General features: G+C 61.3%; 22 protein-coding genes. 10 read left to right on the forward strand and 12 right to left on the reverse strand.

The window, feature by feature from the left end:
* The first annotated feature begins 487 nt into the window (after positions 1–487).
* On the forward strand, positions 488–1,825 hold the full coding sequence (locus FGE21_RS02040) for an NAD(P)-dependent oxidoreductase (protein WP_139661241.1): 1,338 nt from the start codon (positions 488–490) through the stop codon (positions 1,823–1,825).
* Positions 1,826–1,878: 53 nt separating this feature from the next.
* Positions 1,879–3,183 carry an NAD-dependent dihydropyrimidine dehydrogenase subunit PreA gene (preA, locus tag FGE21_RS02045; protein WP_139661243.1) on the forward strand — a complete coding sequence of 435 codons (1,305 nt, stop codon included), beginning with the start codon at positions 1,879–1,881 and terminating at the stop codon, positions 3,181–3,183.
* Positions 3,184–3,397: 214 nt separating this feature from the next.
* On the opposite strand, the gene FGE21_RS02050 is transcribed toward preA, so the two are convergent.
* Entirely contained in the window at positions 3,398–4,012 is a 615-nt protein-coding gene (locus FGE21_RS02050; protein ID WP_139661245.1) for a TetR family transcriptional regulator C-terminal domain-containing protein, read from the reverse strand.
* Between the two features lie 298 nt (positions 4,013–4,310).
* Here FGE21_RS02050 and FGE21_RS02055 point away from each other — a divergent pair, with 298 nt between their 5' ends.
* The 7 genes from FGE21_RS02055 (at position 4,311) to FGE21_RS20275 (ending at position 11,845) form a co-directional block, all read left to right on the forward strand.
* On the forward strand, positions 4,311–5,561 hold the full coding sequence (locus FGE21_RS02055; RefSeq protein ID WP_139661246.1) for a Zn-dependent hydrolase: 1,251 nt from the start codon (positions 4,311–4,313) through the stop codon (positions 5,559–5,561).
* A 129-nt stretch (positions 5,562–5,690) separates the two neighbouring features.
* On the forward strand, positions 5,691–7,145 hold the full coding sequence (gene hydA / locus FGE21_RS02060) for a dihydropyrimidinase (RefSeq protein ID WP_139661248.1): 1,455 nt from the start codon (positions 5,691–5,693) through the stop codon (positions 7,143–7,145).
* A gap of 55 nt (positions 7,146–7,200) precedes the next feature.
* Entirely contained in the window at positions 7,201–8,022 is an 822-nt protein-coding gene (locus FGE21_RS02065) for an ABC transporter ATP-binding protein (protein ID WP_370285374.1), read from the forward strand.
* Positions 8,023–8,046: 24 nt separating this feature from the next.
* Complete coding sequence (locus FGE21_RS02070; RefSeq protein WP_139661251.1) at positions 8,047–8,964, forward strand: ABC transporter permease; 918 nt, start codon at positions 8,047–8,049, stop codon at positions 8,962–8,964.
* Positions 8,961–9,812 carry an ABC transporter permease gene (locus FGE21_RS02075; RefSeq protein ID WP_139661252.1) on the forward strand — a complete coding sequence of 284 codons (852 nt, stop codon included), beginning with the start codon at positions 8,961–8,963 and terminating at the stop codon, positions 9,810–9,812. The genes FGE21_RS02070 and FGE21_RS02075 overlap by 4 nt, the downstream gene beginning before the upstream one ends.
* A 203-nt stretch (positions 9,813–10,015) precedes the next feature.
* Positions 10,016–11,002, forward strand: a complete 987-nt coding sequence (locus FGE21_RS02080; RefSeq protein ID WP_139661254.1) for an ABC transporter substrate-binding protein — start codon at positions 10,016–10,018, stop codon at positions 11,000–11,002.
* Positions 11,003–11,677: 675 nt separating this feature from the next.
* Entirely contained in the window at positions 11,678–11,845 is a 168-nt protein-coding gene (locus tag FGE21_RS20275; protein WP_255731244.1) for a 4Fe-4S dicluster domain-containing protein, read from the forward strand.
* Positions 11,846–11,859: 14 nt separating this feature from the next.
* Here the strand turns inward: FGE21_RS20275 and FGE21_RS02090 are convergent, their stop codons facing one another.
* From FGE21_RS02090 to FGE21_RS02140, 11 genes are all read right to left on the reverse strand, one after another.
* Positions 11,860–12,360, reverse strand: coding sequence for a flavin reductase family protein (locus FGE21_RS02090; protein WP_139661255.1), 501 nt, complete (start codon positions 12,358–12,360; stop codon positions 11,860–11,862).
* 151 nt (positions 12,361–12,511) lie between these two features.
* The gene (locus tag FGE21_RS02095; RefSeq protein WP_139661257.1) at positions 12,512–13,195 is read right to left on the reverse strand and encodes an adenylate kinase; all 684 of its coding nucleotides are present in this window, start codon (positions 13,193–13,195) and stop codon (positions 12,512–12,514) included.
* 6 nt (positions 13,196–13,201) lie between these two features.
* Positions 13,202–15,160: an acetate--CoA ligase gene (gene acs, locus FGE21_RS02100; protein WP_139661259.1), complete on the reverse strand. Its 1,959-nt coding sequence runs from the start codon at positions 15,158–15,160 to the stop codon at positions 13,202–13,204.
* A 228-nt stretch (positions 15,161–15,388) separates the two neighbouring features.
* Positions 15,389–16,102: a Hint domain-containing protein gene (locus FGE21_RS02105; RefSeq protein WP_139661260.1), complete on the reverse strand. Its 714-nt coding sequence runs from the start codon at positions 16,100–16,102 to the stop codon at positions 15,389–15,391.
* 238 nt (positions 16,103–16,340) lie between these two features.
* The gene (locus FGE21_RS02110; protein WP_139661262.1) at positions 16,341–17,975 is read right to left on the reverse strand and encodes a dihydroxyacetone kinase subunit DhaK; all 1,635 of its coding nucleotides are present in this window, start codon (positions 17,973–17,975) and stop codon (positions 16,341–16,343) included.
* An 11-nt stretch (positions 17,976–17,986) separates the two neighbouring features.
* The gene (locus tag FGE21_RS02115; RefSeq protein WP_139661264.1) at positions 17,987–18,982 is read right to left on the reverse strand and encodes an ABC transporter ATP-binding protein; all 996 of its coding nucleotides are present in this window, start codon (positions 18,980–18,982) and stop codon (positions 17,987–17,989) included.
* Positions 18,975–20,072: an ABC transporter ATP-binding protein gene (locus tag FGE21_RS02120; RefSeq protein ID WP_139661265.1), complete on the reverse strand. Its 1,098-nt coding sequence runs from the start codon at positions 20,070–20,072 to the stop codon at positions 18,975–18,977. The genes FGE21_RS02115 and FGE21_RS02120 overlap by 8 nt, the downstream gene beginning before the upstream one ends.
* A 4-nt stretch (positions 20,073–20,076) precedes the next feature.
* Positions 20,077–20,277, reverse strand: coding sequence for a hypothetical protein (locus FGE21_RS02125; RefSeq protein ID WP_176695346.1), 201 nt, complete (start codon positions 20,275–20,277; stop codon positions 20,077–20,079).
* Positions 20,274–21,212 carry a carbohydrate ABC transporter permease gene (locus FGE21_RS02130; protein WP_139661267.1) on the reverse strand — a complete coding sequence of 313 codons (939 nt, stop codon included), beginning with the start codon at positions 21,210–21,212 and terminating at the stop codon, positions 20,274–20,276. Before FGE21_RS02130 ends, FGE21_RS02125 begins: the two co-directional genes overlap by 4 nt.
* Positions 21,209–22,156 carry a carbohydrate ABC transporter permease gene (locus tag FGE21_RS02135; protein ID WP_139661269.1) on the reverse strand — a complete coding sequence of 316 codons (948 nt, stop codon included), beginning with the start codon at positions 22,154–22,156 and terminating at the stop codon, positions 21,209–21,211. The genes FGE21_RS02130 and FGE21_RS02135 overlap by 4 nt, the downstream gene beginning before the upstream one ends.
* Before the next feature lie 192 nt (positions 22,157–22,348).
* The gene (locus tag FGE21_RS02140) at positions 22,349–23,671 is read right to left on the reverse strand and encodes an ABC transporter substrate-binding protein (RefSeq protein ID WP_139661271.1); all 1,323 of its coding nucleotides are present in this window, start codon (positions 23,669–23,671) and stop codon (positions 22,349–22,351) included.
* Positions 23,672–23,866: 195 nt separating this feature from the next.
* Between FGE21_RS02140 and FGE21_RS02145 the strand changes: the two genes are divergently transcribed.
* The gene (locus FGE21_RS02145; RefSeq protein WP_139661272.1) at positions 23,867–24,916 is read left to right on the forward strand and encodes a LacI family DNA-binding transcriptional regulator; all 1,050 of its coding nucleotides are present in this window, start codon (positions 23,867–23,869) and stop codon (positions 24,914–24,916) included.
* The last annotated feature ends 291 nt before the right edge of the window (positions 24,917–25,207 follow it).

Raw genomic sequence — 25,207 nt, forward strand, 5'->3', positions numbered from 1 at the left:
CCTGGATGCCCCCTGAAGCCCCGTGGCGACCCCTGCGCCGAAGAGGTCCGGTCGCGCGATACCGGGGCGGGGAGCAGACAGGTGCAGGGCCGCTCCCCCCGCAGCCTGTGTCAGGTGCGCGCGAATTGCGCCCGGTGCGGCCCTTGGGCTGTCGCCGCGACTGACGCCACTGGGGAGGGGGAGCATTGTTTTCAAAACTGCCGCGCAGGACAGCAGTGGTCGCAGGATGCAGGTCGTTCACGCCGCGACCATCGTCATGATGCGGTCGCGATACGCGATTGAGTGCCTGCATTTTGTGCGTCCGGATTTCAACGAGAAATCAAACGGCTGCCGGTCTCGCTACCGGTCTTCTGCTCTGGGATGTGGCGGAAAACGGGTTGTCGGAAAATTTTACCATTTGATAAAAAATGATCCTGTGGCACTCTGAACGCAACAACTCATAAAAATCTGTCCAACACATCGTTCACTACCAAGAGGGAGACACCCAATGGCGAGTAGCCACCAGGCATCCGGAATCCGGCCCGCACGCTTGTCCGCGGCCGAGATTGCAGACAATTTCGCGGACCTTCACGCGCCGTTCGATGCGCATGAGGCGGCCGTCGCGGCGGATCGTTGTTATTTTTGCTATGATGCGCCCTGCATGACCGCATGCCCGACATCGATCGACATCCCGCAGTTCATTCGAGAGATCCAGGCCGGGCATGCGGACAGCGCCGCCAAGACGATTTTCAACCAGAATATCCTCGGCGGGATGTGCGCGCGGGTCTGCCCGACAGAGACGCTCTGCGAAGAGGTCTGTGTCCGCGAGGTCGCGGAGGGCAAGCCGGTCGAAATCGGGCGCCTGCAGCGGTTTGCCACCGATCAGATGATGGCCAAGGGCGTGCATCCCTTCTCCCGCGCGGCCCGCACCGGCAAGACGGTGGCCGTTGTGGGGGCGGGCCCGGCGGGTTTGTCGGCGGCGCATCGTCTGGCGATGAAGGGACACGACGTTGTTGTTTTTGAGGCAAGACCCAAGCCTGGTGGCCTCAATGAGTTCGGGATCGCCGCCTACAAGTCCACCGATGGCTTTGCCGCCCGCGAAGTCGCCTGGTTGCTGCAGATCGGTGGGATTTCAATCGAATACGGCAAGGGGATCGGGGTTGGGCTGACGCTGTCCGATCTTCAGACCGGCTATGACGCTGTCTTCCTGTCCATCGGGCTGACCGGTGTCAACAGCCTGCGCGCGGCGGGCGAAGACAAGGCCGGCGTGCGCGATGCGGTTGATTTCATTGCGGAGTTGCGACAGGCCGAAGACCTGACCGCGCTGCCTGTCGGGCGCAATGTTGTGGTGATTGGCGGCGGGATGACGGCCATTGACGCGGCCGTACAGTCAAAGCTGCTGGGCGCTGAAAACGTCACAATCGCCTATCGTCGCGATCGCAGCGCCATGGGGGCCAGCCGGTTTGAACAGGATCTTGCGGCGTCCAGAGGCGTCAAGCTGATGTTCAACGTCATGCCCCGCGCGATCCTCGGTGCGGGGGCGGCGGTGGAGATCGAACTGGAGTATACCGAGGTTGTCGACGGACGTGTTCGCGGCACTGGCGAAACGGTGCGGGTGCTGGCGGATCAGATCTACAAGGCCATCGGGCAGACCCTGCAACAGGCGCCGGAGGGGCTGGAGATCGACGGCGGCAAGATCAGGGTCGCAGCCGACACCGGGCGGACCTCGGTTGCGGGCGTCTGGGCCGGGGGGGATTGTGCCTCGGGTGGGGACGATCTGACCGTGACCGCCGTCGCAGAGGGTCGCGATGCGGCCGAGGATATTCACGCAAGCCTGATGGGCTGAGCCAGCGGTGACCGGCTTTGCCGGACCCAGCAAGCAGAACAAGGAGAGATCAAATGGCTGATCTGACAACAGAGTTTCTCGGCATCACATCACCGAACCCCTTTTGGCTGGCCTCGGCGCCGCCGACCGACAAGGAATACAACGTTCGCCGCGCCTTTGAGGCGGGCTGGGGCGGGGTGGTCTGGAAGACGCTCGGCGCAGAAGGGCCGCCGGTGGTGAATGTGAACGGCCCGCGCTACGGCGCAATCTGGGGCGCGGACCGGCGGCTTTTGGGGCTGAACAATATCGAGCTGATCACCGACCGCCCGCTGGACGTGAACCTGGCCGAGATGACCCGCGTCAAGAAGGACTACCCGGATCGTGCGCTCATTGCCTCGATCATGGTGCCCTGCGAGGAAGCCGCATGGAAGGCGATCCTGCCGCGGGTGGCGGAAACCAATGCGGATGGGATCGAGCTGAACTTTGGCTGCCCCCATGGCATGGCGGAGCGGGGGATGGGCTCTGCGGTGGGGCAGGTGCCGGAATACATCCAGATGGTCACAGAGTGGTGCAAGCAATATTACGACCGGCCGGTGATCGTGAAGCTGACCCCCAACATCACCGACATCCGTCATCCCGCCCGGGCCGCGCATGCGGGCAATGCCGATGCGGTGAGCCTGATCAATACCATCAACTCCATCACCTCGGTGAATTTGGATGCGATGGCGCCGGAACCGATGATTGGCGGCAAGGGCACCCATGGCGGCTATTGCGGTCCGGCGGTCAAGCCGATCGCGATGAATATGGTGGCGGAGATTTCCCGCGATCCGCAGACGGCGGGCCTGCCTATTTCGGCGATTGGCGGGATTACCACATGGCGTGATGCGGCCGAGTTCATCGCGCTGGGGGCCGGGAATGTGCAGGTGTGCACCGCCGCAATGACCTATGGGTTCAAGGTGGTTGAGGAAATGATCTCGGGTCTGTCAGACTGGATGGATGAGAAGGGCTACGCTTCTATCGAGGAATTCCGGGGCATGGCGACACCGAATGTCACGGACTGGCAGTATCTGGATCTGAATTACGTCGCCAAGGCCCGGATCAGTCAGGATGATTGCATCAAATGCGGGCGTTGCTTTGCCGCCTGTGAGGATACCTCGCATCAGGCCATCGCGATGTCGGCGGACCGCACATTCACCGTGAAGGATGACGAATGTGTGGCCTGCAACCTCTGTGTGAATGTCTGTCCGATCGAGGGCTGCATCACCATGGAGGAGGTCCCCGTGGGGCAGGTGGATGAACGCACCGGCAGAGTTGTGAGCGGTGACTACAGCAACTGGACGGTGCATCCAAACAACCCCTCCGCCGCAGCGGCGCAATAGGGGGGGCTCCCGCCCGTGCGATCTGCATTGAAAATGCAGACCTCCCCGTTGGGCCCGGCGCCGCGCATTCGCGCGGCGCTTTGCGTTTCGCCCCGGTGCGCGGTCTGCTGCCAGATCTGCCGACAGGTCAGCCAACAGGTGAGCCGTCCGGCCGACAGTGGGGCCGTGGCCCGGGGCGTCCGTTTTCACAACAAAACGGCGCAGTCCTGTTCTGTCAGCTTTGAGGTGTAAGCATGCGTCGATACAGGGTTTCCAGGAATTCCGAGGCGCCGTCAAACGGGTCGTCTGGCGTCATCAGAGTGCGCACCTGGACCTCAAAATCCGCATAGTGCTGGGTCAGCGACCAGATCGAGAACAGCAAATGGCGCGGGTGTACCCGGGCAATCCGTCCCGCGTCCATCCAGCCTAGAAAGACGGCTTCCGTGGCGTCGACCAGCACCCGCAGGTCCGTCGACAGCGCGTCAATCATGCGGGGCGCGCCCTGCACGATCTCATTGGCGAACAGGCGGCTTTCTCGTGGCATATCCTTGCTCATCTGCAGCTTGCGCTCCACATAGGCGAGGATCTCTGCCATTGGGTCGCCGTCGGGGTTGATCTCGCGGAGCGGATCGAGCCAGGTGTCGAGGAGCGCCGAGAGCAGGGCGGTGAAGATCGCGTCTTTGGATGGGAAGTAGTAGAGAAGGTTGGGTTTTGACAGCCCGGCCGCCGTCGCAATCTGGTCTACCGTCGCGCCACGAAAACCGTTTTGAGAGAACACCTCCAGCGCGGCCTCGAGAATATTGGCTCGATTGCGTTTCTGGATTCTGGTCGGGCTGCGGTCTTTGGGCATGGGGGCCGGGTCTCTTTGCTTTGGGGACGAACTTAAACTCTCGTCGTTTTCGCTCAGTTGTCCAGCAACTCTGATCTAAAACGGCCCGGAAGGCGCGCAATTTCTTGACTGAGTCTGATCTGGTGATAGCGTGAGTTTGACCAGTTGGTCAAATGTATGGTTGCCCGATCCGCAGGATCTGCCCCGGTTGCGGGATATGACAGACCAACGGATCGGCCACTGACCCAGGCTGCAGGCAGCCGCATTCAACTCATCCCGCAGATGAGGATGGGACCGGCGACAGGGAAGGAAACACGAGATGACGACTCTCGGAAAGAATTTGAAGATCAATGGCGACCGTTTGTGGGACAGCCTGATGGAAATGGCCCAGATCGGTCCCGGCGTGGCGGGCGGCAACAACCGCCAGACGCTGACGGATGAAGACGCCGAAGGGCGGGCCTTGTTCCAGACCTGGTGTGAAGCGGCGGGTCTGACCATGGGGCTCGACACGATGGGCAATATGTTCGCAACCCGCGCAGGCACGGATCCGGATGCGCTGCCGGTCTATATGGGATCCCACCTCGATACGCAGCCAACGGGCGGCAAATATGACGGTGTGCTTGGTGTGCTGGGCGGGCTGGAAGTCATCCGCACCCTCAATGACCTCGACATCAGGACCAAGCATCCGATTGTGGTCACCAACTGGACCAACGAGGAAGGCACGCGGTTTGCCCCGGCGATGCTGGCCTCGGGCGTGTTCGCGGGCAAGCACACGCAGGAATGGGCCTATGGGCGCACTGATGCAGAGGGCAAGACATTCGGCGATGAGCTGAAGCGCATCGGCTGGGTCGGCGATGAGGCCGTCGGCGCCCGCAAGATGCACGCGATGTTCGAACTTCATATCGAACAGGGGCCAATCCTGGAGGCGGAGAACAAGGACATCGGCGTGGTCACCCATGGGCAGGGCCTGTGGTGGCTGCAATGTACGGTGACCGGAAAGGATGCCCATACCGGGTCCACCCCCATGAACATGCGGGTCAATGCCGGGCTTGGCATGGCGCGCATGACCGAGGCCGCGCATCAGATCGCCATGGCGCATCAGCCGCATGCGGTGGGGGCGGTTGGTCATTGCGACGTCTACCCCAATTCCCGCAATGTGATCCCCGGCAAGGTGGTGTTCACGGTCGATTTCCGCACGCCCGATCTCGAGAAGCTGACGGCCATGCGGTCCCAGTTCGAATCGCAGGCGAAACAGATCGCAGAGGATCTGGGGCTTGGGCTTGAGATCGAGCCGGTGGGCCATTTTGACCCGGTCACCTTTGATGCGGGCTGTGTCTCGGCGGTGCGCGATGCGGCAGAGCGTCTGGGCTACAGTCACATGGATATCGTGTCGGGTGCCGGCCACGATGCCTGCTGGATCAATGATCTGGCACCGACGGCGATGATCATGTGTCCCTGCGTGGATGGGCTGAGCCATAATGAGGCAGAAGATATATCCAAGGAATGGGCTGCTGCGGGGACGGATGTCATGCTACATGCTGTGCTTGAGACTGCAGAGATCGTGGAATAGGCGATCATTGAGATAGGGGCGAATGCCCGGTCGCGTCCGCGCGGCACCTCCGGGATACAGGGCCGCAAGACGCCCAGCCGGGGAGACAAACAAACGGCGCCGCAGCGTCGACCGACAGGGAGTTGTACTATGACCAAAGTCATCAAGAACGGCACGATCGTGACCGCTGATCTGACGTATAAATCCGACGTTCTGATTGAGAACGGCGTGATTACGGAAATCGGACCCGATCTGGCAGGCGACGAGGTGCTTGATGCCACCGGTTGTTATGTGATGCCGGGCGGGATCGATCCGCATACCCACCTTGAGATGCCCTTTATGGGCACATATTCGACCGATGATTTTGAATCCGGCACCCGCGCGGGGCTGGCCGGGGGCACCACGATGGTGGTGGATTTCGCGCTGCCCAGCCCCGGCGAAAGCCTGCTGGACGCGCTGAAGCGCTGGGACAACAAATCCACCCGCGCCAACTGCGACTATTCCTTTCACATGGCGGTGACCTGGTGGGGCGAGCAGGTCTTTGACGAGATGAAGACCGTGATCGAGAGCCGTGGCATCAATACTTTCAAACACTTCATGGCCTACAAGGGCGCGTTGATGGTGAATGATGACGAGATGTATGCGTCTTTTCAGCGCCTCTCCGAACTTGGCGGCATCGCTATGGTGCATGCTGAAAACGGCGATGTCGTGGCGGAATTGTCGGCGAAACTGCTTGCCGAGGGCAATACCGGCCCCGAGGCCCACGCCTATTCCCGCCCGCCGCAGGTCGAGGGCGAGGCGACGAACCGCGCCATCATGATCGCGGATATGGCCGGTGTGCCGCTCTATGTGGTGCATACCTCCTGCGAAGACAGCCACGAGGCCATCCGCCGCGCCCGGATGCAGGGCAAGCGGGTCTGGGGCGAGCCGCTGATCCAGCATCTGACATTGGATGAGAGCGAATATTTCAACGCGGATTGGGATCACGCAGCCCGTCGTGTGATGTCGCCGCCGTTCCGCAACAAGCAGCATCAGGACAGCCTTTGGGCCGGTCTGCAATCGGGCTCTCTGTCGGTGGTGGCCACGGACCATTGTGCCTTTTCCACCGAACAGAAGCGCTATGGCGTCGGTGATTTCACCAAAATCCCCAATGGCACCGGCGGGCTGGAGGACCGGATGCCGATGCTCTGGACCCATGGCGTCGCCACGGGGCGTCTGACGCCGAATGAATTTGTGGCCGTAACCTCCACCAATATCGCGAAAATTCTGAACTGCTACCCGAAGAAGGGTGCGGTTCTGGTCGGCGCGGATGCGGATCTTGTGGTCTGGGACCCAGCGAAGACAAAAACCATTGCCGCCGCCACGCAGCAATCGGCGATCGATTACAATGTCTTTGAGGGCAAGGAGGTCAAGGGCTTGCCGCGCTACACGCTGACACGGGGGCAGGTCGCGGTCATGGATGGCGAAATCAAGACCCAGGAAGGCCACGGAAAATTCGTTGAGCGCGCGCCCAATACGGTGGTGAACACGGCGCTCTCGACCTGGAAGGAGCTCACCGCGCCGCGACCTGTCGAACGGAGTGGAATTCCCGCGACCGGCGTGTGATCGCATTTCAGACGGGGGCCGAAGAGGTCCCCGTTTTTCTGACCAAGGCAATGAAATAAATATGAAAACCACTTCTCAGGTAGACAGCGTTCCGAACGCCGCTCAACCCGTCATCGAAGCCCGCGCGCTGAACCTTGTGTTCGGCTCCGGCGCCACCTCCGTGCAGGCGCTGAAGGACATCAACCTCACCATCGACAAGGGCGATTTTGTTTCGTTCATCGGGCCGTCGGGCTGCGGCAAAACCACCTTCCTGCGCTGCATCGCCGCGCTTGAGACCCCCACCGGAGGCAGTCTGACGGTGAATGGCATGACGCCCGAAGAGGCCCGCAAACAGCGCGCCTATGGCTATGTCTTTCAGGCGGCGGGGCTCTATCCCTGGCGGACCATCTCAAAGAACATCAAGCTCCCCCTTGAAATCATGGGATATTCCAAAGCCGAGCAAGACAGGCGCGTGGCCGAGGTGCTGGAGCTTGTCGAGCTTTCGGGCTTTGGCGGCAAGTTTCCTTGGCAGCTGTCGGGCGGCATGCAGCAGCGCGCGTCCATTGCCCGTGCGCTGGCGTTTGACGCGGATTTGCTGTTGATGGACGAACCCTTCGGCGCCTTGGACGAGATCGTGCGCGATCACCTCAACGAGCAGCTGCTCAAGCTGTGGGCGCGCACCAACAAGACCATCGGTTTTGTCACGCATTCCATTCCCGAAGCGGTGTATCTCTCGACCAAGATCGTGGTGATGTCGCCGCGTCCGGGCCGCATCCACGAGATTATCGACAGCCCGTTGCCAAAGGAACGTCCGCTGGACATTCGCGACTCGGCCGAGTTCATCGAGATCGCCCATCGTGTCCGCGAAGGGCTGCGCGCGGGGCATGGCCATGATTGAACAGAAGCGCCGGGAGGGCAGGGGATGAAGACGGTTTTCTCTGTCCTGACCGTTGTCGCCGGGATCGTGGTGATCTGGTATCTTGCATGTGTTCCGATGAATATCAAAGGCGTGTTGGATCAGGCTCAGCGCGCGGGCGAAAAGGTTGTGCCGGACACAGCAAACGCCCGTCGTGACGCCGCCGCCCTTGGGTTGGTGGCGAAAAATACGTTTGCGATCAATCGCGTCTGGTCCGTTGATCGGCCGCGTTTGCCTGCGCCGCATCAGGTGGTGACAGAGCTGTGGCAGACGACGGTGATGAAAAAAGTCACCTCGAAACGCAGTCTCATCTACCACGCGCATGTCACGCTGTCCGCGACCCTTCTGGGGTTTGCGCTCGGAACCGGGCTCGGCATCCTGCTGTCGGTCGGGATCGTCCATTCCCGCGTCATGGATATGTCGGTGATGCCATGGGCCATTGTCAGCCAGACGATTCCGATCATCGCGCTGGCGCCGATGATCATCGTGGTGCTCTATTCGATCGGGGTGCAGGGTCTCCTGCCCAAGGCGATCATCGCAGCATATCTCAGTTTCTTTCCGGTGGTTGTCGGCATGGTCAAGGGGTTGCGCAGCCCGGATCAGATGCAGCTTGACCTGATGCGGACCTATGGGGCGTCCGGGGGGCAGCTGTTCTGGAAACTCAGGCTGCCGTCTTCGATGCCCTATCTCTTTGCCTCGCTCAAAATCGGCATCGCAGCCTCGCTTGTGGGGGCGATTGTGGGCGAATTGCCCACCGGGGCCGTCGCCGGGCTGGGCGCGCGTCTGCTGGCGGGGAGCTACTATGGGCAGACCGTGCAGATCTGGTCGGCGCTCTTTGCGGCCGCCATCCTCGCGGGGCTGCTGGTGGCGCTTCTGGGATTGGTCGAACGGACCCTGCTGGGGCGGATGGGGGTGAAGTCATGACCCTTGTTATGCTTCTGCTCGTCGTTTTGATCTGGGCTCTGGGCTGGTGGATCAATGCGCGCCTCGCCAATGGGGCGCAGTCCGAGACGCGCGCCGTCAAACTGGCGGTGCCTGCCATCTTCGGGCTGACCCTTCTGATCGTGTGGGAATTGCTGGTGCGGGGCCTTGGGGTGCCGATGGTGATCCTGCCTGCGCCCTCGCTGATTGCGGCGCGGTTTGCGGGCAGCCTGGCCATTCTCTGGGCCGATTTTTCACAAACCATCCTCAAGGGCGCCCTGGGCGGCTATGTCATCGGGTGCGGCGCGGCGGTTCTGACCGCGATCCTCGTGGACCGCAGCGATTTCCTGCGCCGCGGACTGTTGCCGGTCGGCAATTTCGTCGCAGCCCTGCCCATCGTCGGCACCGCGCCCATTCTGGTGATGTGGTTCGGCTTTGACTGGCAGTCCAAGGCGGCGGTGGTTGTGGTGATGGTGTTCTTTCCCATGCTGGTGAACACCGTCGCGGGGCTGCGTGAAGCGTCCGATATGCAGCGCGATCTGATGCAGACCTATGCGGCTTCCTACTGGCAGTCTCTGACCAAACTGCGGTTGCCCGCGGCGCTGCCTTTTGTGTTCAACGGGCTCAAGATCTCGACGACCTTGGCGCTGGTCGGGGCGATCGTGGCCGAGTTCTTCGGCTCGCCCACCGTGGGGATGGGGTTTCGAATCTCCACCTCGGTCGGCCAGTTGGCGCTGGATATGGTATGGGCCGAGATCGTGGTCGCGGCCCTTGCGGGCTCGCTGTTTTACGGGCTGATTGCCGTGATGGAGAAAATGCTGACCTTCTGGCACCCCTCGCAACGAGGCTAGCCGGACCCGCGCTTCCGCCTTTCGGTGGTGGCGCGAACTGAATGGGGCAGGGCACTGATCTCGTGAGATAAACTCACCCTGTGTCCTGACGCCCAAAGCTTGCGCAGGACGGATTTTTTACCGTTTGGACAACGATAAAGGTTTTGCTTGGCGGCCGCGTCTCGCGCATGATTATCGCAATAACCAACAGGGAGTTTAATCATATGAAATACGCGCTCACAGCCGCTGCCATGGCTCTGATGGCAACCTCCGCCGCTCAGGCTGCGGATGAGGTCAAGTTGCAGTTGAAATGGGTCACCCAGGCACAGTTCGCAGGCTACTATGTCGCCCTCGACAAGGGCTTTTATTCCGAAGAAGATCTGGACGTGACCATTCTGCCGGGTGGTCCGGATATCGCACCAACCCAGGTGATCGCCGGGGGCGGGGCCGATGTCACGGTGGAGTGGATGCCCGCAGCCCTCGCGGCCCGCGAAAAAGGTCTGCCGCTGGTCAATATCGCGCAGCCGTTCAAATCATCCGGCATGATGCTGACCTGCTGGAAAGACACCGGCATCGCAGCGCCGGCGGATCTGGCCAACCGCACTCTGGGTGTGTGGTTCTTCGGGAATGAATTCCCCTTCATGAGCTGGATGGGCAAACTGGGTATTTCCACCGAAGGCAAGAGCGCCGAGGGTGTCGAAGTGCTGAAGCAGGGCTTCAACGTGGATCCGTTGCTGCAGCGCCAGGCGGATTGCATTTCCACCATGACCTACAATGAATACTGGCAGGTCATTGACGCGGGCGTCTCGCCCGAGGAACTGGTGACCTTCAAATACGAAGATCAGGGTGTCGCCACGCTTGAGGACGGGCTTTATGTGCTGGAGGACAACCTCTCCGATCCGGACTTCGTGGGCAAGATGGAACGCTTTGTGCGCGCCTCGATGAAGGGTTGGAAATATGCCGAGGCGAATCCGGATGAGGCGGCAGAGATCGTGCTCGATAACGATGCATCGGGCGCACAGACCGAAGTGCACCAGAAACGCATGATGGGCGAGATCGCGAAACTGACCGCGGGCAGCAATGGATCGCTTGATTCGGCTGACTATCAGCGCACCGTCGATACGCTGCTGACCGGTGGCTCCGATCCTGTCATCACCAAAACGCCGGAAGGGGCCTGGACCCACGCCATTACTGACGCCGCGTTGAAGTAAAAGGGTTAGTGACGATAGCCTTTGGCGGAGCCCAATCATTTTTTTCGACGGGGCTCCGTCAATACTCAATAAAAGTAACGATCTGTTAATAAAACAAAGTGAGTAATTAAAGTATGCGAGGGGCTGCTCCCTCGCCTTGGTAGGGGATAAAATGTCCCGGTTAACGAGTTGCCTTTGTTTTTGTGGGGATGTGCCCCCGCAGACCGCACGACGTTCCGCTGCGCTGGAGCGGTCGTGCCTTGAGGCGCGTCTGCGCCGACAATTGGGGGGGGAGCCGCAGGCTCTTGTTCTGTATTACAACGCTCCGACGCCACATCCGGAACCGTTGTTTTCTCTGGGCACCTATACGGTTGCCCATCTTTCTGTCTGCAATCGGGGATGTTTGCGGCCTGAACAGATCATCGCGGCACTCTCGCACGGCTTTCAGCGCGTGTTTCTGGAATTATCCCCTGATATCAGGTTGATACGTCATCAAATGGATCTGGTTGAGGCGGTGGCCGCCCGCCCGGGTCTGCCGGGGAAGGCCGTTTTGTTCCATTCCGAGCGGGCGCTGCGGTCAATGCTTGAGGAAGAGGAGACAGTCGGGGATGGCGCCGCGCGTCAGCCCTCCTCTGGCTCCGGGCCCGGGCCACAGGGCTGCGTTACAGTCGCTGCGGGGTGTACCCTCTGCGGGCAATGCGACTGGGCCTGCCCGACCGGGGCCATTCATCTGGGCGAGGGGGGGCGACGCTGGAAATTCAGGATGCGCTCTGCACCGGTTGTGGCATGTGCGCCTCGGCCTGCCCGGAGAAAGTCCTCGCAATTCAGCCGCTTGCCCCGGTGCGCCGCTATGGTTCCGGCTAGGGGCGCTGCTGTCTCTAGGCGGAAAACTGTCCGTATTTTCCCTGGTGGAACACCAGACCATCGCCCAGATCGCTGCCGTGACTGACGCGGATGACCTCGCCCAGAAGCACACTGTGGTCGCCGCCGGGATGATGCGCATACTGCCGGCAATCCAGCCGCACCAGGGCCTCGGCCAGGGCGGGGCAGCCCTCCGGGGAATAGGTCCAGTCGTGGGTGTCGAAATCCTCACCGGCCCGCGCAAAATGCAGAGCCGTCGCCAGATGGGGTTGCGCCACGATATGGATCGAAAAATGCGCGGCTGTCACAAAGGCGTCGTGCCGTTTGGACTGGACCGCGGGGCACCACAGCACCAGCGGCGGTGTCAAAGAGACCGAGGTGAAACTGTTGGCGGTGATCGCCAGTGGCCCGCGCGCGCTCTCGGTTGTGACGATGACAACGCCCGTTGCAAAACACCCCAGCGCCTGACGCAATTCGGCCTGAGAGTGAGGTCCGGGAACAAAGCTGATCTGCGTCATTCGGAAAGATACCTATATGTTTCAGAAGGGTGGGGCGGCGCTTTTTCAGGGATGGGTGGGATGGTTCACTCTGTCCTGCCACATGTTGCGGCGGAAATCAAAAGACCCCGGTCGCCCGGGGTCCCTGAAATACGCTCATCCGGTCCCGAGATCAGTTCATGACCGATTTGACCACCGTCGCCATCTCGCCGGCGACCTGATCGATCTCTGCCATGGCATCCACCGATTGCAGAACGCCTGCCGCATCATAGTATGAGATCAAAGGCGCGGTCTGCGCGTGATAGGCCTCCAGACGGCCGGCCACGGTTTCTGCTGTGTCATCGGCGCGCCGGGTCAGCTCCGTGCTGCCGCATTTCTGGCAGCTGTTGCCGTCTTTTGGGGGTTTGAAGGTGTCGTGATAGCCCTCACCGCACCCGGCGCAGGTGGACCGCCCTGAAATGCGTTCCACCATAGCGCTGTCATCGACCTGCAGGCTGATCGCCGCATTGATCCGCTGTCCGGTCGAGGCCAGCAACTCATCCAGCGCCTTGGCCTGCACCGTGGTGCGCGGGAAACCATCGAGGATCACCCCGTTGCGGCAGTCTTGTTCGGCGATCCGGTCGTTCAGGATCGCAATCACGATGTCGTCGGACACCAGACCACCTGCTTCCATCACCGCTTTGGCTTGTTTCCCGGCTGGCGTGCCCGCCGCGACCGCCGCCCGCAGCAGATCACCGGTCGAGAGCTGCACCAGCCCGAATTTATCCTGCAGCATCCGCGCCTGGGTGCCCTTGCCCGCACCGGGAGGCCCCAGAAGGATGAGCACCGCGGGACGGGTCATTACGTCAACACTCATGTCAGATCACCCTTTCCCGGCGCGGTTCTTGATCAGGTCGTCGACAACCGACGGATCGGCCAGTGTCGATGTGTCCCCGAGGCCGCCAAAGTCGTTTTCGGCAATCTTGCGCAGAATACGGCGCATGATCTTGCCGGAGCGCGTCTTCGGCAGGCCCGGTGCCCATTGGATGACATCCGGCGAAGCAATGGGGCCAATTTCAGTGCGGACCCATTGGCGCAACTCCTTCATCAGGGCGTCCGAGGGCTCGCGGTTGTTCATCAGCGTGACGTAGCAATAGATGCCTTGCCCCTTGATTTCATGCGGATATCCCACAACTGCGGCCTCGGCCACGGCGGCATGCGCCACCAGTGCGCTCTCGACCTCTGCGGTTCCCATACGATGGCCGGAGACATTGATCACATCGTCGACACGTCCCGTGATCCAGTAGTCGCCGCCGTCGTCGCGCCGACAGCCGTCGCCGGTAAAGTAGTAGCCCTTGTAGTCGGAGAAATAGGTCTTCTCGAACCGCTCGTGGTCGCCCCAGACCGTCCGCATCTGACCGGGCCAGCTGTCTTTGATACACAGCACACCCTCGACACCGTTGCCGGTGATCTCAGCGCCGGACTGGGGATCAAGCACCACCGGCTCGATGCCAAAGAACGGTTTCATCGCCGCGCCGGGTTTGGTTGCATGGGCGCCCGGCAGGGGCGTCATCAAATGGCCGCCGGTCTCGGTCTGCCACCAGGTGTCAACGATCGGGCATTTGCCTTTGCCGACCACCTCATTGTACCAGTTCCAGGCCTCGGGGTTGATCGGCTCGCCGACAGTGCCGAGGATCCTGAGGTCGGAGAGGTCGTATTTCTCGACAAATCCCGGACCCTGTCCCATCAGGGCGCGGATCGCGGTCGGCGCCGTGTAGAACTGGTTCACCTTGTGCTTTTCGCAGACCGCCCAGAACCGCCCGGCATCGGGATAGGTGGGCACGCCTTCGAACATCAGCGTGGTGGCCCCATTGGCCAGCGGCCCGTAGACGATATAGCTGTGGCCGGTGACCCAGCCCACATCCGCCGTACACCAGTAGATGTCGCCGTCGTGGTAATCAAAGGTCACCTCATGGGTCAGGGCCGCATAGACCAGATAGCCGCCCGTGGTATGGACCACGCCTTTGGGCTGTCCAGTGGAGCCGGAGGTGTAGAGGATGAACAACGGATCCTCGGCATTCATCTCGGCCGGCTGGAAGTCGTCGCCTGCGGTCGGCGCCAGCGCATTGTAGTCATAGTCGCGCCCCTCGATCCAGGTGGTCTGCCCTCCGGTGCGTTTCACCACGAGACATTTCACCGTGTCCTTGCAATGGAGCAGAGCCGCGTCAGCGTTGGATTTCAGCGCTGTCTTGCGCCCGCCGCGCGGGGCCTCATCGGCGGTGATCACCACCTTGGCCTCGCTGCCGTTCACCCTCGCCGCCAGCGCATCGGGGCTGAAGCCTGCAAAAACAATGGAGTGGATCGCACCGATCCGGGCGCAGGCCAGCATCGCATAGGCGGCCTCCGGGATCATGGGCAGGTATATGACCACCCGGTCGCCCTTGGTCACGCCCATATCTGTCAGCACATTGGCCATCTGGCAGGTTTTCTGGTGCAACTCCGTGTAGGAGATATGCCGGGCGTCCTCGGTCGGATCATCCGGTTCCCAGATGATTGCGGTCTGGCTGCCGCGACTGGCAAGGTGACGGTCGATGCAGTTTTCGCTGACGTTCAGCGTTCCGTCCTCGAACCAGTTGATGTCCACATTGCCAAAGTCAAACGAGACATTCTTGACCTTGCTGAAGGGTTTGATCCAGGTGATCCGCTTTGCCTGATCCGCCCAGAACGCATCCGGGTTCTCCAGCGAAGCGGCATAAAGCGCCTCGTATTTGGCCGCATCCACATGGGCGTTTTTTACGATGTCCTCTGACGGCGGATACACCGCGCTCTCTGGCGTGGTCATGGCAGGTCCTCCCTCACTAATCTGTCAGCCTGAACTCCACACGGAACTGCGTATAGAGTCAAATCTTCTCCATCCTGTGAGGGATCATAATGCGAGTTGAAAATAAGTGAATAAGTAACGGGAAAAGAAGGCTTTAATTGTAAATCAATTTCCGATTGGCCGTAATATGCTGTAAATTTCTATATATGGCAGGCCGAAGTGCGGCGAATTGACCAAAGACGGCTGCAGTCACCGGGCCATGAAATTCAAGGCGCGCAGGTCACTGCCAGTGAGGTCCGGGCGTGCGAGCCCTCCGTAGGCCCGGCGGACCAGAGCCCGATCATCGTCGGTTTTACGGATCGGGTCGGGCGCGATGGCTGTCCGGAGGTCAGGGAAGAGGGTGAATAATTCGTGCTGATCCTGCGTGGACAGGCCACGGAGCGCCATCGGCCCCGGCCACAGGGTTTCGGTGGCGATCCCGTCTGCGAAAATCACCTCGTGCTGAGGGGTCAGAACATGGAGGTAGCTGATGCCACGGTCCGTCGTCTGTACCCGGGCGGTCTCCGGTGCGACCTGACACATGAGCCGTGCGCGCAAAAAGCTCTCGCGCAGGGAAGATAAATCCCCGAGCAGCGACCGGCGTATGAAAAACCGGTGCTGCGGCGAGACGAGAATGGAGTCGCTGTTGCCCAAGGGGCTTCCGGGGCGGATTTTGACCGGTCGCAGCTCAGGCATCAAATCCAGCTCTGCCGCTGTCAGATCCCGGCGGCCGACCCAGAGAACGGGCTGATAGCCATTGTCGGCGGTCTGCAACAGATCGCCGGGACGCAAGTCCTCCACCGCCACGGCCCCCCGTTTCGTGGCGATACGGACCCCGGGCGTGAAACACGGCATGCCGCCCCCGCCACAGCCGTCGTCGTCGTGATCCTTGCCTTTGCCGCCGCTCTTGTGTGACTTTACCATGGCGACACCTCTGGGACGGGTGAACGCAGCGGTCGGCTGTGTCCGGCGACAGCCCGGCCAGGGGCTTCCCCCCGGTCAATTGGTTTCAAAAAATTGGTCGACATGAGGGGATCAATCCTAGGGTCAAGCGCGGTTCGGACGCCCTCAATATGGGCGCCACGGGCCAGACCATAGCGGATATACCGATAACACAGGGTAAATGGGCAGGATTGGGGGCAGGCCCGCGACGCTCTGCGGCTCACCCTCCGGCAGAGCGGGCAGAGAGTTGCTCAAACAGGCGTGCGACCGCCTCGGCGCCGGGGTCGGTATGACCTGCGAGCTGCTCTGCATTGATATAGGTGGCGCGGCCCGCTTTGGCCGAGGTGAGCGTGGCCGTGTAATCGGCGCCCGCGCGGGCGGCAATGGCGGCTTGGTCAAGTCCCTGCGGCAACGCGTCAAGTGCGGGAAACAGCGCATCCACCATGGTACGGTCGCCGGGGTTGGCGCCGCCGATCTGCCGCATGCGCGCCAGCCCGGCCTTCAGGGCATCGGGCATCGGCTTTCCTGCCGAGGAGGCATCACCGGCAGCGGCGAAAAAGATCGCCAGCAGCACGCCCGAGGATCCGCCCATGGTCTGGCTCAGCTCCAGCCCGATCGCCCGGTAGAGCTGGGTATGATCCGCCAGCGGCAGCGTGTCCATGGCCTCGGTCAGCGCCCGCGCCGCCCCCGCCAGCGTCGAGCCGGTATCGCCATCGCCGGATTTGGCGTCCAGCGCGTTCAGATCGGCCTCGGCGGCGATCAGGATGTCACAGCAGGCCAGCAGGAACGTCCGGGTGAGCCCGTGCTCTGAGGCCGGGGCACGGATCGGTGACAGACCGTCCGGCAAAGGCAAGATGGAGTGGGAGACGATGGGCCTGCAGCCGGGCCAGCCGCTGCAGGCCACGGGTTGTTGCAACAGCTCCGCGTCGTTTTCCGTCAGTTCCAGTGCCGTAATCGAGAACCCATGCATGTCGAGAGCTGTCATCATGGCATCCGGCCCGATGATCAGTTCAATCCGGCGGCCCAGCTCGGTCGCCAGCAGTTCATGGGTCAGGATCGACATCTCCAGCACAGAGGCCCCGCCGAGGTTGTTGACCAGTACCGCATGCGGGGTGTCGGACATGGTCGCCATCAGCTTCTGGGCGACCTTGTCCAGCGAGTATCGCGCGCCTCTGGAGGCGATCTGTTCAACGCCGGCCTCACCGTGGATGCCCAGACCGAGCTCAGCCATGCCGTCGGGGATGCGGTCCTCTTTCTGGGAGCCGGGCACGGTGCAAGTGTCGAGCGACATGCCGATGCTGCGGCAATTGCCGATCACCCGCTCGGCGGCGCGCGTACAGGCGTCGAGGTCCGCGCCGTTTTCGGCCATGGCGCCGGCGATCTTGTGAACCAGAAGCGTGCCCGCCAGCCCCCGCGCCTGCGGCAGATCCGGCAGGGCCACATCGTCATCGACGATCACCATGCTGACCTTGTGGCCAAAGGCGCGGGCACGTTCTGCGGCGAGGCCGAAATTCAACCGGTCACCGGTGTAGTTCTTGACGATCAGCAAACAGCCTGCCGGGCCGGTCACCGCCAGAATACCTGCCAATACCGCATCCACCGAGGGCGAGGCGAAGACATCGCCGCAGACCGCCGCCGTCAGCATGCCCCGTCCGACAAACCCCGCATGGGCCGGTTCATGTCCCGAGCCACCGCCGGACACCAAAGCGACCTTGGATTTGTCCCAATCGCTGCGGACCACGACGCGGATATGGGGGTAGCCGTCCAGCCGCGTCAGCCTGCCGCCCGAGGCCGCAATCGTGCCGTCGATGGCCTCGGTGACGATGTCTTCTTTGTTGTTGATGAACTGCTTCATTGTGCTCCCCCTCAGACGATACGTGCGCCAGCGGCATCGAAATAATATGGATTGCGAGGGCGGATTTTGACGATGTCGCCCCCTTTGAGTTTGGTATGGGCATCGGTGACAGTGACGAGGTCGTGATCCCTGAACACCAGATGCAGGCGGGTCTGATCGCCGAGGTGCTCGACGCGGCGCACCATGCTGTCGCTGCCTTCGCCCTGCAGGATCTGTTCCGGACGCAGCCCGATGGACCTGGCCCCCTCGGGCGCCCCCGCAAAGAGATCAGCAGGCAACAGATTGATCCGGGGCTGGCCGAGACGGCTGGCGGCATAGAGGCTGACCGGGTTCTCGTAGATCTCGCGCGGGGTGCCGAATTGCACCAATCTGCCCTTGTCCAGAACGCCCACATGGGTCGCCATTGTCATGGCCTCGATCTGGTCGTGGGTGACGTAGAGCAGGGTGGCACCGGAGTTGGCCTGAATGCGCTTCAGCTCGATCCGCAGATCCGAGCGCAGCTTGGCGTCCAGCGAGCTGAGCGGTTCGTCCATTAGATAGACCGCCGGATTTCGCACAAGGGCGCGCCCGATGGAGACCCGCTGCATTTCGCCGCCGGAGAGGGCCGTCGCCTTGTTGTCCAGCTTGTGGCTGATCTGCAGAACCTCCGCCACTTCCCCCACCTTGCGGTCGATCTCGGCCGGGGGGGTGCGCAGAACGGGGGATTTCAGCGGGAATTCCAGATTCTGGCGGACGGTGAGATGCGGGTAGAGCGAATATTGCTGAAACACCATCGCCACGTCGCGCTGTGCGGGTGTGAGCCCCGCCATGTCGCGGCCTCCGATCCGGATCTGGCCCGCGTCGGGCACGTCCAGTCCGGACACCATCCGCAGCGTCGTGGTCTTGCCCGCCCCGGTCGGCCCCAGCAGCACCACAAAAGAGCCGTCCGGCACCGTCATCGTCACATCGGCCAGGGCCAGATCGTCGCCAAAGGATTTCGTCACACCGCTCAGAGAGACTTCAGCCATGGGTCAGCACTCCTTCATTGGCCTCGCTCCGCAGGGCGCGCCCGGTGGTTGCGTCGAAAATCGTGATCGTCCGCGCATCAAAATGCAGGCCGGTGTGATCCCCGACAGTGACCCGCTGTGACGCGGCGACCCGGGCCTTGAGCGATCCGTGGGCGGTCTCGACCGTCACGATCTGGGTCGTCCCGAGATACTCGGTGGCGGCAATCCGCCCGCGATAGGTCGCGTTGTCCGCCAGCCGGATATGTTCCGGCTTGACCCCGAAGGTCAGCTCGCCGCTGCGCCCTTCGCGTTGCGCGGGAATATCGAGAGCCGCATCGCCGAGCGACACCCGCGTCTCGCCGGTGCCGACCATGCCGTGAAAATCCAGAAAGTTCATGGGCGGCGATCCGATGAACTCGGCCACGAATTTTGTGGCGGGCCAGTCGTAAATGTCCTGAGGGACGCCGAATTGTTCCACCACCCCGTGGTTCATCACCACGATCTTGTCCCCCATCTGCATCGCTTCCAGCTGGTCATGGGTCACATAGACGGTGGTCGCGTTCATCCGGTCGTGCAGCGCCCGCAGCTCCTCTGCCATATGTTCGCGGAACTCGGCATCCAGCGCCCCGAGAGGTTCATCCATGAAAAACGCCTTGGGATCACGGACGATGGCCCGGCCCAGGGCAACGCGCTGGCGGTCGCCGCCGGACAGGCCGCCGACCGGGCGGTTCAGAATATCGGTGATACCCAGAATCTCGGCGATCTCTCCGACCTTCTGTTTCACCTCCCGCCTTGGCATCCCCTGTGAGATCAGCGGATAGGCGATGTTTTTGCCGACGTTCAGATGCGGGTAGAGCGCAAACATCTGAAACACAAAGGCAATGTCGCGTTGGCTTGCGGGCTTCTGTCCGACCTCCTCGCCGTCGATGTAGATCAGTCCGCTGGTCGGCAATTCCAGGCCCGCCATCATCCGCAGGGTTGTTGTCTTGCCACAGCCCGAAGGGCCCAGCAGCATGAAGAACTCGCCGTCCTCAATCGTGAAGGTCGATGATTTGACCGCATTGAAGGCGCCGAAATCCTTGCGCAGATTTTCAATTCTGATCTGTGCCATGGGGCTACTCCGGAAAATGGCTGACGATGATGAACATCACCGTGCCGACAAGGGTGACCAGAAAAGAATAGGTATATAGGCTCACCGACAGGGGCTGCATCAGCATGATGACTCCAGCGGCAATCAGGACCGAGGCAAGCATTTCCCAGGCGCCGCGGCGCAGGCGCAGCACGTCCCGCAGGAAGGACCGGATGACAGTATTCATTTGCGGACCGCTCCGAATGTGATCCCGCGCAGCAGGTGTTTGCGCAACAGGACGGTGAAGACCATGACAGGGACGAGGAAAATCGTGGCGCCGGCGGCGACCGCTGGCCAGTCCTTGCCGTTGACGCCGATGATGTTGGGAATGAACGGCGGTGCCGTCTGCGCGGTGCCCGAGGTCAGCAGCACCGCAAAGGCGTATTCGTTCCAGGCAAAGATCAGGCAAAAGATGGCGGTCGATGCGATGCCGGTCGCGGCCTGTGGCAAGACCACTTTGTAGAAGGCCTGAAACCGGGTGTAGCCGTCGATCAGCGCCGCCTCTTCGTATTCAACCGGGATTTCATCGATGAACCCTTTCAGCAGCCAGACCGACAGGGACAGGTTGACGGCCGTATAGAGCAGGATCATCCCGATATGGGTATCGTTCAGTCCCAGATTGCGGAACATCAGAAAGATCGGGATGGCCACCGCGATCGGTGGCATCATCCGGGTGGAGAGGATGAAGAACAACAGGTCATCCTTGAGCGGCACCCGGAACCGGCTGAAGGCATAGGCGGCTGCGGTGCCGAGGATCATGCAGAGCGCCGTCGAGCCAAAGCCGATGATGACGGAGTTCAGGAAGCGCTCGCCATAGCGGGAGGGGCCGGAAATCACGGTGCCGCGTGCGCGCGCGATCTCGTCGTACCAGGTCTGCGGCGGGCCTGCTTCGGCCAGCATCTGTTCCGTCGCGCGGGTCCGGTCGGTGAACAGGTTCACATATCCCTCCAGCGTCGGCTCGAACAGGACGACGGGCGGGTAGGCGATGGAATCGGTTGGCGATTTGAACCCCGTGGCGATGATCCACAGCAACGGGATGAGCGTGATGACGGCGTAGCCCACCACCAGTAGCCCCGCCAGCCACTTGGTCGCCGGATTGGGTTCTGTGACGGAAAAACTCATCTCTCTTTCACCTTGTTCAATGCTTTGACGTAGATCGAGGCGAGGCCAAAGACGGTCACGAAGAGGATCACCGCATAGGCCGATGAATAGCCGGTGCGCCATTTCTCAAAGGCCTCCCGTTTGAGATCGATGGAGGTCAGGGTGGTGGTATTGCCGGGTCCTCCGCCTGTCAGCTGCACGACGAGGTCGAACATCTTGAAATTCTCGATCCCCCGGAACAGCACCGCCAGCATCAGAAAGGGCAGGGCCATGGGGATGGTGATGGTCCAGAACTGGCGCCACTTGCTGGCGCGGTCGCATTCGGCGGCCTCGTAGATGCTGTCGGGAATGGAGCGCAGCCCGGCCAGGCAGATCAGCATGACAAAGGGCGTCCACATCCAGGTATCGGCGATAATGATCGCCCAGGGGGCCAGATGCACATCGCCGATCATCGAAAAACTTGCCGGATCGGCGCCGGTGAAAAAGGCGATGACGTAATTGAACAACCCGATTTGAGGCTGATAGAGGAAGGTCCAGAAATTTCCGACCACGGCCGGGGACAGCATCATCGGAAAGACAATGATCGTCGTCCACAGGTCATTGCCTTTGAATTTCTTGTTGATCAGGAACGCCAGGGCAAAGCCGATCAGCACCTGCAGGATGATGGTCCAGATCAGAAAATGCGCCGTCGCCTGCATCGTGTTCCAGATGTCCGGGTCGGTGAGGATGCGTTGGTAGTTGCGCAAGCCCACCCACTCCACATCATTGTTCGGCCGGTTCACCCGGAAGTTGGTAAAGCTCAGCCGGATCGTCCAGATCAGCGGAAAGATATTGACGGCCAGCAGCAGAAAGATCGTCGGCGCGACGAAGATCCAGGCAATGGCGCGGTCGGATAGGCCCCGGATGCGGCGGGAGATCCCCTCCGGCGTCCTTTGCACGGCCTTGTCAATTGGCGTGTCTGTCATGAGAAGGCGTCCTTCATCGCAAAGGTGCAAGGCACCCATATAGCAAAGGTGCATGGCACCCGTATCGCAAAGGCGCGCGGCACCAATGCGAGAGGTCTGGAAATACCTGCGGCACACCGCCGTGCAGGCTTGAGGGGGCGGGGAACATGCACCGGGCGCCCGCGTGTTGGGCGCCCGACAGGGGCGGCAGGATCAGAGCTTGCCTTCGTCCTCAAACACCTCGGTCCAGTCGCGCACCAGACCGTCGAGGGCCTCTTTCGCGGTGCCGTCGCCCGCGATGACATAGTTGTGCAGCCGTTCCTGCATCGAGATCAGAAGATCCGCGTAGGCGGGTTCGGCCCAGAAATCCTTGACGATCGCCATACTGTCGAGAAACGTCTGCGCATAGGGTTGGCTGGTGGCAAATCCGGGATCCTCCACCACGGCTTTGAGTGCCGAGTAGCCGCCCAGCTCCCACCATTTGGCCTGGACCTCGGGCTGCGCAAACCACTGGATGTATTCCAGTGCGGCGTCCTGTTTGTCGGAATAGGCAACAACAGAGATCCCCTGACCGCCCAGTTGCGCGAATTGACCAGCGGGCCCGGCCGGGTTCGGGAAGTAGCCGGATTTGCCGCCGCCGACGTTTTCGTCCGCCTCGACGCCGGGCCAGATAAAGGCAAAGTTCATCTGCATCGCGACCTGACCCGAGCGATAGGCATCGATGTTCTCGCCCATATACCAGTTGGATGACCCCGGAGGCGAGCCTGCGTCATAGAGCGACTTGTAGAATTCAAGCCCCGCAACCGCACCGTCGGAGTTCACGAACCCCTCAAGGTCATAGGGTTTTTCGGGGTTCTCATACTGAAAGCCATAGTTGTAGAGCGCATTGGTGACGCCCATTGTGATCCCCTCGGACCCGCGCTCGGTATAGATCGCAGCGCCGTACACCGTGGTGCCGTCGATGTCGCGACCCTGAAAAAATTCCGCGATATCCTTGAGCTCGGCCAAGGTGGCGGGAACGCTGAGGGGGCGGCCATAGGTTTCGGTGAATTCGGATTGAAGCTCCGGCCGTTCAAACCAGTCCTTGCGGTAGGTCCATCCGACCACATCGCCAAAGGCGGGCAGGGCGTAGTAGTTCGGCGTATTCTTTGGCCATTCGGCATAGCCTGTCACGGTCGCCGGGATGAAATCATCCATCGTGATCTGGTTGGCCGCAAAGAAATCGTTGAGCTTGACGTAGTGACCGTTCTCGGCGCCGCCGCCGATCCACTGGCTGTCGCCGATCATCAGATCACACAGCTGACCGCCGGAGTTCAGCTCGTTCAGCATCCGGTCGGCAAAGCTGGTCCATGGCACGAATTCGAAACTCATGGTGTGGCCGGATTGCGCCTCAAAGTCCTTGCTCAACTCGATCAGCGCATTGGCCGGATCCCATGCCGCCCAGCACAGGGTCAGATCTTCGGCCATCGCCGCGGCGGACAGGCCAGAGACAAGCATGGCGCTTGTCGCGGCTGTCATCATCAGTTTCGTTTTCATTGGCTTCATCCTCCCAGAAGTTCGAGAGACTGCAGCCTCCTCGCCGCGACTCTCTCTGTTAACCTTATTATTGAGGCACGTGCCTCAGGACAAGAATTATCTGAGACACGTGCCTCAAAATTTGCTATAGCGCAGTCGAAACGCGGCAGGTCGGCTTGCGTTGAATTCTTGTAACCACCTGATAAAAAGTACGAAATGAAGACGTTGATACCCTCAAACCCGCAGTTGCGTCCCACCACCAAAGATCTCGCGAAGGCGGCGGGCGTCAGCCGTGCAACCGTTGACCGCGTGCTGAATGGGCGCGATGGTGTGACGCAAAAGACGGTCGATCGCGTGAACCTTGCGATCAAGGAGCTGGGCTTTGTCCGGAACCTGCAGGCGGCGAACCTGGCGAAATCCAAAAGCTACCGATTCCTGTTTGCATTGCCTTCCTCGGGCGACCAATTCCTGCAGCAGATCGTTGCGCGCATTGAGGAAGCGCAGGAGATATTTTCGGCGGATCATGTCCTTTGCGAGGTGCAACATATCGACGAGAATGATCCGCACAGCATTTCGGCCTTTCTCGGCGCGTTGGATAAATCCGAGGTGACGGGTGTTGCGCTGATGTCGCCGGAAACACCGCAGGTGAGGGATGCCATTATCAGGCTGCAGGAGCGCGGGATCGCAGCTCTGCCCTTCGTCTCCAATCAGTCGATGATGACAGACCATTGGGTGGGAATTGACAATCGCGCCGCCGGGGCCACGGCCTCCTTGCTGCTTGGGCAATGTATCGGTCAGCGGTCCGGGACGGTCATGGTCATCGCCGAGAGCATGCAGTCGCGCGACAGCCTGGAGCGGCGTCTGGGTTTTGACGCAATTATGAACGAGAGCTTCCCGCAGCTGAGACCGCTGCCGTCGCTCGAAACCTATGGCAACGAAGCCCGCGCGCGCGATGTGATCGCTGCCAACCTGGAGAATAACCCGGACATCGTTGGCATCTACGTTATGGCCTCCGAAGCGCGTGCGCCTCTGTCTGTGCTCCGGGATCTGCAGGTGGATCGCTCGATCGTCAAGATCGCCCATGAGATGACCCCCTGCACCGAAGCCGCCCTGCGTGCACAAGAGCTGAGCGGCGTGATCGCGCAAAACCCGGGCCATCTGGTCCGCAGCGCGGTGCGTCGTCTGAGGGGCATCGTTGACAATCGCGATACGCTTGGTTCACAGGAAAGCATCCGCATCGAGATCCATCTGCGAACCAACATCTGAAGGGTCCGCCTGGGCTTGGTGGCTTGCAAGGTCGCGGTTTTGCGAGGCTAGGCGGGTGCTTGGGGAAGGGCAGACGGTCATCCGTCCTGGAAAAGGCTGACCCTGTCGAACATATGGATATGCGGTTCTATGTGTTGTGCGTAGGGCAGGGTGGCATGCTGTTCCCGTTCGGTTCGCGGCCGCCATCAGACATCCGTCATACATCCTTCAGACCACCGAAATCGCGGCAAGTGTTCTGTTTGGGCTCTGCACGCGATCTCTGCCACCCCCCACAGAGCGCGGATATGGCGC

It is taken from the genome of Phaeobacter sp. B1627, from assembly GCF_006265095.1.
Taxonomy (GTDB): Bacteria; Pseudomonadota; Alphaproteobacteria; order Rhodobacterales; family Rhodobacteraceae; genus Epibacterium.

Coding starts and splice junctions, on each gene's coding strand:
- FGE21_RS02090 (WP_139661255.1), bottom strand. CDS start 12,360: ATGACGCAGATCAGCTTTGTTCCCGGACCTCACTCTCAGGCCGAATTG.
- FGE21_RS02125 (WP_176695346.1), bottom strand. CDS start 20,277: ATGAATACTGTCATCCGGTCCTTCCTGCGGGACGTGCTGCGCCTGCGC.
- FGE21_RS20275 (WP_255731244.1), top strand. CDS start 11,678: ATGCGACTGGGCCTGCCCGACCGGGGCCATTCATCTGGGCGAGGGGGG.
- FGE21_RS02095 (WP_139661257.1), bottom strand. CDS start 13,195: ATGAGTGTTGACGTAATGACCCGTCCCGCGGTGCTCATCCTTCTGGGG.
- FGE21_RS02055 (WP_139661246.1), top strand. CDS start 4,311: ATGACGACTCTCGGAAAGAATTTGAAGATCAATGGCGACCGTTTGTGG.
- FGE21_RS02050 (WP_139661245.1), bottom strand. CDS start 4,012: ATGCCCAAAGACCGCAGCCCGACCAGAATCCAGAAACGCAATCGAGCC.
- acs (WP_139661259.1), bottom strand. CDS start 15,160: ATGACCACGCCAGAGAGCGCGGTGTATCCGCCGTCAGAGGACATCGTA.
- FGE21_RS02075 (WP_139661252.1), top strand. CDS start 8,961: ATGACCCTTGTTATGCTTCTGCTCGTCGTTTTGATCTGGGCTCTGGGC.
- FGE21_RS02070 (WP_139661251.1), top strand. CDS start 8,047: ATGAAGACGGTTTTCTCTGTCCTGACCGTTGTCGCCGGGATCGTGGTG.
- FGE21_RS02140 (WP_139661271.1), bottom strand. CDS start 23,671: ATGAAAACGAAACTGATGATGACAGCCGCGACAAGCGCCATGCTTGTC.
- FGE21_RS02080 (WP_139661254.1), top strand. CDS start 10,016: ATGAAATACGCGCTCACAGCCGCTGCCATGGCTCTGATGGCAACCTCC.
- FGE21_RS02130 (WP_139661267.1), bottom strand. CDS start 21,212: ATGAGTTTTTCCGTCACAGAACCCAATCCGGCGACCAAGTGGCTGGCG.
- FGE21_RS02145 (WP_139661272.1), top strand. CDS start 23,867: ATGAAGACGTTGATACCCTCAAACCCGCAGTTGCGTCCCACCACCAAA.
- FGE21_RS02120 (WP_139661265.1), bottom strand. CDS start 20,072: ATGGCACAGATCAGAATTGAAAATCTGCGCAAGGATTTCGGCGCCTTC.
- FGE21_RS02105 (WP_139661260.1), bottom strand. CDS start 16,102: ATGGTAAAGTCACACAAGAGCGGCGGCAAAGGCAAGGATCACGACGAC.
- FGE21_RS02110 (WP_139661262.1), bottom strand. CDS start 17,975: ATGAAGCAGTTCATCAACAACAAAGAAGACATCGTCACCGAGGCCATC.
- FGE21_RS02115 (WP_139661264.1), bottom strand. CDS start 18,982: ATGGCTGAAGTCTCTCTGAGCGGTGTGACGAAATCCTTTGGCGACGAT.
- FGE21_RS02135 (WP_139661269.1), bottom strand. CDS start 22,156: ATGACAGACACGCCAATTGACAAGGCCGTGCAAAGGACGCCGGAGGGG.
- preA (WP_139661243.1), top strand. CDS start 1,879: ATGGCTGATCTGACAACAGAGTTTCTCGGCATCACATCACCGAACCCC.
- hydA (WP_139661248.1), top strand. CDS start 5,691: ATGACCAAAGTCATCAAGAACGGCACGATCGTGACCGCTGATCTGACG.
- FGE21_RS02040 (WP_139661241.1), top strand. CDS start 488: ATGGCGAGTAGCCACCAGGCATCCGGAATCCGGCCCGCACGCTTGTCC.